The 7,452-nt window shown below is 37.5% G+C and carries 6 protein-coding genes; 4 read left to right on the top strand and 2 right to left on the bottom strand.

Going from position 1 to position 7,452, the window contains the following annotated elements; all coding sequences use genetic code 11:
- A partial coding sequence (locus N178_RS17860; RefSeq protein ID WP_045293871.1) for an ATP-dependent DNA helicase occupies window positions 1–1,935 on the bottom strand: 1,935 nt, incomplete at its 3' end.
- Window positions 1,936–2,159: 224 nt separating this feature from the next.
- Complete coding sequence (locus N178_RS17855) at window positions 2,160–2,339, bottom strand: hypothetical protein (protein ID WP_013056154.1); 180 nt, start codon at window positions 2,337–2,339, stop codon at window positions 2,160–2,162.
- A 332-nt stretch (window positions 2,340–2,671) separates the two neighbouring features.
- On the opposite strand from N178_RS17855, the gene N178_RS17850 reads away from it, so the two are divergent.
- From N178_RS17850 to N178_RS17835, 4 genes are read left to right on the top strand one after another with little or no spacing between them, the layout of a single operon-like run.
- Window positions 2,672–3,763, top strand: a complete 1,092-nt coding sequence (locus tag N178_RS17850) for an ABC transporter ATP-binding protein (RefSeq protein ID WP_045293869.1) — start codon at window positions 2,672–2,674, stop codon at window positions 3,761–3,763.
- Between the two features lie 36 nt (window positions 3,764–3,799).
- The gene (locus tag N178_RS17845; RefSeq protein WP_045293868.1) at window positions 3,800–5,047 is read left to right on the top strand and encodes an ABC transporter substrate-binding protein; all 1,248 of its coding nucleotides are present in this window, start codon (window positions 3,800–3,802) and stop codon (window positions 5,045–5,047) included.
- On the top strand, window positions 5,031–5,984 hold the full coding sequence (locus tag N178_RS17840) for a carbohydrate ABC transporter permease (protein WP_045293867.1): 954 nt from the start codon (window positions 5,031–5,033) through the stop codon (window positions 5,982–5,984). The genes N178_RS17845 and N178_RS17840 overlap by 17 nt, the downstream gene beginning before the upstream one ends.
- A 14-nt stretch (window positions 5,985–5,998) precedes the next feature.
- Entirely contained in the window at window positions 5,999–6,811 is an 813-nt protein-coding gene (locus tag N178_RS17835) for a carbohydrate ABC transporter permease (RefSeq protein ID WP_033578442.1), read from the top strand.
- Window positions 6,812–7,452: the final 641 nt, after the last annotated feature.

Below are 7,452 nucleotides of genomic sequence, written 5' to 3'. Positions count from 1 at the left end.
ACGTTTTTCTATTTTCGTTGGAACATTTTGTTCAATGATTGAACGCACTTTTGAATCTGTGCTTTTTGGCATAAAGATCGTGATTAGACCCTTATCGTTATGAGAGCGAATCAGCCTTCCAACTCCTTGCTTTAAGCGAAGAAGCATATACGGCATATCTGCATCCCAAAATGGATCGACTACTTGATTGCGCTTTGCTTCAAAGACCGGATCGTTTGGCGGATACGGCAGAGACCAAATGATTACATTAGATAGCGAAGGTCCAGGAATATCCAACCCTTCCCACAAATGAACAGCGCATAAAATCGTTTCTTCTTCCCTTTGGAACTGAGATACTAATTTACTGATCTCTTGATCACCTTCAAATAAAAATGTGTACTGATTTAACTCTTTGGAAACTTCTTTGAACATCTCTAGTTCTTCTTTGCTGTTAAACAATAAAAGTGCTCGTCCGTTCGTTTTTTCGAGCTGAGCAACAGCAAAGGCGAATTTTTCAGCAAACGCTTCTTCTTGATCATCCGAAACATTTTTTACCGCAATTTTCATTTGCTCATCATAATCAAATGGCGATTCAACGGAAAAAGAAAGCGGCTTTGCAATTCCTAAGCTATATGCTAAATAATCGAACGACTGGTTATCTGAAAGAGTGGCAGAAGTGAAAATATACGGTATTTTCTTCGCAAATACTCGTTCTTTTAAGACGTCTTTTACTGCTTGCGGCATAATAACCAACGTCAGCTGCCAGTTGTTTTCTTCCACCCAGTAGATGGCATTTTCGTTGTCCATAAATAAGCGCAGCGAATAATCAATTTGATCTAGGTACTCGTCTACAATTCGCAGCGTATATTCGTCTACTGTATAGGTCTCACTCTCAAACACAAGCTCGTTTCCGATATGCTCAAGCAGCGATAAAAGTTCTTTTCCTACACTTTGTAATCCGTTTGTACGGGCTACTTCTTTACGGCTAGAACCAATGATTTCCGTGCTTGCTTCACTTAAACGGTCAAAGAACATTGCATATACGTCGATTGCGTGCTCGATCTTCACAGCAAATTCTTCTCGCACGTCATTTTCTAATAGACGCGTTAATAAGTTCTCTAATGTATCTTCTTGAATGCGATATGTTAAAGCTTTTTGTGCAGCAAATTCCAGCAAATGACCTTCATCAAATACAACACAGCTGCTTTCAGGAAGAAGAGGAAGCTGTCCTTCACGCTTGCGGGCTTCATATGTCCAAATGTGCTCCATGTAAAAATCGTGAGAGCAAATAATTAAGTCATGTGCTTTTCTATAGTGCTCACGTGAGAGCGTTAAGCCACATCTATGACGCTGCTCACAGGAAGAGCAGTCTTGAAACGTATCCCAGTTAATTTGATTCCATTCCTCATCCGTTAAATGAGGATATTCTTTACGGTCTCCGTAGTGATAGAACGACTGCATACCGCTATGATCATGAACAAAATCAGGAAGCGTATCGTAAATTTCTTCAATGTTTTCATTATCTGTTCGTGCTGTCACAGCATCTAATTTCTTTAAACACAGATACTGATCTTGAGATTTTGCTAGGCGAACATCCATGTTAATATCTAAAATACCAGAGAGCTTGGCAATGTCTCCTTCGGCTTTTACTAACTGTTCAATTAATGTTTCATCCGCACAGGCAATAATAGCTGGCTTGCCAATATATCTCGCATAACAAATAGCGTACAGTAAATACACAATGGTTTTCCCTGTTCCTACACCTGCTTCTGCAAATATTACATTTTTTTCTTTAAAAGCTCGTTCGATTTGAAAAGCCATAAAAATTTGTTCATCCCGAAGTTCTAACCCTGCGTCCGGAAGATGATCATAAAAAACATCACCTATCCATTCATTTAATTTGTCAAAAAAGTTTTCATCCCGCTCAATTGTAAAAGGCAACCGCTCTCTCATCATCGATACTGACTCCTTTATTTATGTAAATATCTATCAATAAAAATTAGCTTCACTTCTTTTTATCTAGTAAATTTCTCATGTAAGCAAAACTTAATTATTGACTACTTTATCTAAAATGTCAATAAAAAGAGCTAAACATAAAAAAGGTTCTGCCTTTAAGGACAGAACCTTTTTATATAAAAGCTGGTGTATAGAACGCAAACGGAATAAGTGCTATTAAAAAATTAATTACAGCGGAATTTTGAGTCCGTGGACTGAGACAATAAAAAGGCCGCTTCATACTCGGCTTTTGCTTGTTCCAACTGAGTAAGCGTCTCTCCGCTAACTTCTATTCCCTGCTGCATTAAATGATAGCTGTTTTCCAACGCTTGACGAATCATAGTGAACTGCGTGTTTCTATCCATTTATAAACATCCTCTCTCTGTAGTGCTTACTATAAAAGTGAATACTATCATTCTATACACCAGCTGTTTATTTTATTCTCAAAACCAGCACCTCTGGCTTAATAAATGGATTCTTTCATTTAAGAAAATAATCGAACTTATTAAAATTTTTAAATTCTCACTTGACATATAGGAATAATATATTTTAAAATTACTTACAGATTCAATCACTCAAAACTACATACTACAGGCTTACCGGTCAACCGATAGCCTCTAATTGCCAGATACACGTACAATCCGTCTGTGCAATTAGAGGCTTTTCTTTTTTTAAAAGCCTGCTGAAAGGAGCAAAAATGGCAGAACTGCAGTTACAGCATGTGTATAAAAAATACGGAAAAGATAGTCTTGCAGTTGATAATTTCAATCTTCATATTCAAGACAAAGAATTTATTGTATTTGTAGGACCTTCAGGGTGCGGCAAATCCACTACCCTTCGAATGATCGCCGGCCTTGAATCGATAACAGAAGGAGAATTGCTTATTAATGGAGATCGTGCAAACGATTTACCTTCTAAGGACCGAGATATTGCAATGGTGTTTCAAAACTATGCACTTTACCCTCATTTAACGGTTTACGACAACATGGCATTTGGCTTGCAGCTCCGCAAATTCCCAAAACAAGAAATTGATGAGCGCGTTCGTGAAGCCGCTCGTATTTTGGACTTAGAACCCTATTTAAAACGCAAGCCAAAAGCATTATCAGGAGGTCAGCGTCAGCGGGTGGCTTTAGGAAGAGCCATTGTACGGAATGCTCAAATTTTTTTAATGGATGAGCCTTTATCTAATCTTGATGCAAAGCTTCGCGTACAAATGCGTGCTGAAATCAGTAAGCTTCATCAGAGGCTGCAGACAACCATTATTTATGTAACCCACGATCAAACAGAAGCCATGACGATGGCAAGCAGAATCGTAGTTATGAAAGACGGAAAAATTCAGCAAATAGGTTCACCTATGCAAGTATATAATGCTCCAGAGAATACGTTTGTAGCCAGTTTTATAGGCTCACCGGGAATGAACTTTTTCACTGGAAAAGTAGTGAACAGCAAACTGCACATCACTGGACATGAGTTTCAACTGACAGAAAATCAAATACATTCGTTACATAAAAAAGGCTACAATAATCAATTCATTACTGTAGGAATTCGACCCGAGCATATTACGCGCGCCTCTTCTGATGCTCCTCATATTTCATTATCGGTAGATGTGTCTGAATTATTAGGAGCAGAGTACATACTATACAGCAGTTTAGGAGACCAGCTCTTTGTGGCTAAAATCTCTGGGGATGAACATATTCAAGTTCATCAGCACTTTCCGTTTCATTTTCAAATGAATCATGCTCATTTCTTTGACCAAGCATCTACCCATCGTATCAAAATTGACCAATAACTATCTAAAAAGAATTCTATAAATGGGGGAACTAAAATGAAAAAATTATTAATTTTGTTAGCAATGCTCACCGTAATCATCGCGGGCTGCGGTAAAAACAGTTCAACAAGCGGCGACAGCAGCGATTCTTCTAAAAAAGTAACCATTAACTTTACGCATTGGCGAGGAGAAGATACGAAAGCCTTTGATTCTATCATTGAGCAATTTGAAAAGAAAAATCCAAATATTCATGTAGAGATGACCGTCTTTCCTTCTGATTCATATCAGTCACAAATTCAAGGATCTCTACTATCTGGAGAAGGTATCGATGTATTTGCTAGTTTTCCAGGAAGTCAATTTGAAACGATTCGCAAAGCAAATGGTTTTGCAAAGCTGGACGACCAAAACTTACTCAGCAAATTTGACGAAAAGCTAATCCAAGCGGGTAAAGCGGATCATACGCAATATGCTCTTCCTTATCAGCTAGTCTATAACATCCCTGTCTATAACAAGGGCATTTTTGAAAAACTAAATTTAGATGTTCCTAAAGACTGGAATAGCTTTTTAAAAACATCTGAAACATTAAAGAAAAATGGATACACGCCGATTTTATTTTCAGGAGACGTAAGTCCTTCTCAATTTATTAATCCAATGATTATGAATAACGAACCTACAAATAACGCCCTTCACGAAGTAGAAACGGGCAAACGCAAGCTAACTGATGAATGGTTTATAAAAACACTATCTCAAATTAAAGAATTAAATGACAAAGGTTACTTCCAAAAAGATGCTCTTGGTACGAAAAAAGAAAGTGCTGCAGCACTTTTTGCTCAGGAAAAAGGCGCAATGCTTGCTCAAGGTTCTTATATGATGGCTACAGTCAAACAGCAAAATCCAAAGATTGATCAAGGTTTGCTTGCACCGATTACAGTGGATGAAGATAAAGCAAAATACGAAGGTGTTCATACCACAACATTCTTATTAGGTGTTGCTGAAAAATCAAAACACAAAGAAGCTGCTAAGAAATTTTTAACTTTCCTTGCAGATCCAAAGATTTCTTCTGAGTATGCAAATGCTACTGGCCAGTTATTAACGGTCAAAGACGTGAAATATGATTCACCAGAACTCAAAGAAAGCGCAAAATGGAAAGACAGAAAAACGGTCTTCCAACCTCGATTTACCATTTTAAATGAGCGCGTATCAAAAGCTGTTGAAACATCTGTACAGGACGTACTATCCGGTATGTCAGCGAAAAAAGCTGCTGAAAAAGCACAAGGAGAGGTAGAACGTGTCGCTAAAAACTAATACGTCTATTCAAGAAGAAGAAAAGAGAACCCCTTCGTTCTCTTTTCCTCTCTTTTCATTTAAAAGTATCTCTAAAAGCCGACATCTATTGTTGTTTTTACTTCCCGGCTTTATCATATATACTGTTTTCTTTGCATTGCCAACGCTTTCTGCTTTATTTTTAAGCACAACCGATTGGAATGGATTATCTTTTCAGTTCTCATTTGTAGGGCTTCAAAACTTCAAAGAAATTTTAACAAACGATGCTATTTTTACACAGTCTCTTACAAACAACTTAAAGTTCACAATTGGCGTGCTGATCTTTCAAACGTTATTGAGCTTGGGATTTGCACTCTTACTTTATAAAAATTCTGCGTGGAATACATTTTATCGCTCACTCTTTTTTGTACCGACGATTATTTCGTCCGTGTCGATTGCCTTCACGTGGAACTTTATGTATGACCCCAACATCGGAGGAGTTAACCTATTTTTAAGTAAAATAGGCCTTGAGCATTGGACCCAGTCTTGGATTGGAAATGGACATATCGCAATTTACAGCTTGGCTTTTGTACAATTTTGGGCACATACTGGTCAAATGCTTATTATTTTTGTAGCTGGAATTCAAGCTATTCCCCTTGAGTTATATGAAGCTGCTAGTATTGATGGAGCAACACGATGGCAAAAATTCAAGCGCATTACGTGGCCTCTTTTAGCTCCAGCTACGACAATGGTGGTGGCTTATACGACCATACAAAGTTTTAAAGCATTTGATTTAATCATTGCAATGACAAATGGAGGTCCCTCCAACTCAACTGAAATTCTTTCGACACTTCTTTATCACGAAGCTTTTATTAATTTTCGTTTCGGCTATGCCTCGGCCATTTCCGTTGTATTTATGATTGTGATTGCTCTTTTAACGTTTCTTCAATTTCGCGCACTTCGCCTGACCAAAATGTAAAAGGAGATTCTTTTATGAAACAAAACCCATTCAGACACCTGATTTTAGGGATTTACGGTTTAATCATTCTGTTGCCCTTAAGCTTGGTTTTATTAACAACCTTTAAAACAACGCCTGAACTTTACAGCAACCCAATTGGATTACCAGCAGGCTGGAATATTGAAAATTACAAACAGCTGCTCGTCAATGAACCCATCTTTGGCTATATTAAAAACAGCGTGATTGTTACCGTCTTTAGCACGTTTTTTATTCTATGGTTTTCAAGCATGATTGCTTACGCTATTATTCAGCTACCTCAAAAGCTTGGATGGATTGTATACGGCTTTTTTGTTTGCGGAATGATTGTCCCTACTCAAGTCAATATGATTCCTGTCTTTTTGCTGATGAATAAGCTTGGACTGGTCAATACGCTAACAGGCGTCATTATTGTCTCCATAAGTTTTTTGCTTCCCATCGGTGTATTTATTATAACGGGGTTTATGAAAACTTTGCCCAAGGAACTATTCGAAGCTGCTCGCATGGACGGAGCGTCAGAGTGGAAAATATATTCAAAAATCGCTCTTCGACTCTCAATACCATCAATGGCTACAGTAGGGATTTTTTCGTTTGTAATTGTGTGGAATGATCTGTTGTTTCCTTTGTTATTATTAAAATCTAAAGAAGTAAAAACGCTGCCTATTGCACTATTGGACTTTCAAGGGGAATTTCTAACCAATTATCCTATGCTGTTTTCAGCAGTCGTTCTTTCTTCTATTCCATTATTGATTGCGTACGTGTTTTTGCAAAAGCATTTCATTTCAGGAATGACATCCGGGGCATTAAAATAGCAGGCAAAAAAAGCACGCTTCCCTGCCTGCTCCTTTATTCTATAGGTTTTTTTTCAAAGCACGCTGAGATTTTTGCTTCTCTACTACAAAATATTGGTAACCATACATTAAAACAGCTTTCAGCAGAAAGATACCTAGCAGATGGTGTTCTTTAAACATGCCCATCTTAAAAAGATTTGCCCGCCTCATAATTCGATGAAAAGGATAAACAAAAAATATATCTACGAGGGCATTTAATAGCATATATTTCCCAAAATGGCCATATGTGAACTTTTTAATCCATAAAGACCCTGCTAAAAATGGACCTAAAAGTAAAGCAGTTTCACCTGTTAGATATGGATGGGGAGGATGAGGGAATATCCACCACTTCTTTTTTTCAGCAATATAGCTTTCAACAGGAAATAAACATAGTAGATGATAAATAGCGCTTAATATGCTGTTGTCCTATAAAAGGGATGGTTAACCATGAAAGAAGCATCATCCTCCCAAAAACCCGTGCCGATCGATTTTTTCTCATTTCATCACCTCTTAGGTTTTAGTATGAAATTTTCCCTTCGTAAATATGTTAGAAATAAGCTTGTCATTTCTCATTTTAAGCCTGCTATTGAAAAGAAATGAATACATATATTACACTGCTACTC

The organism is Priestia aryabhattai B8W22, from assembly GCF_000956595.1.
In the GTDB taxonomy this organism is placed as follows: domain Bacteria; phylum Bacillota; class Bacilli; order Bacillales; family Bacillaceae_H; genus Priestia; species Priestia aryabhattai.
The sequence above is the reverse complement of the archived record's forward strand: the minus strand, read 5'-3'. Positions and strand labels throughout refer to the sequence as shown.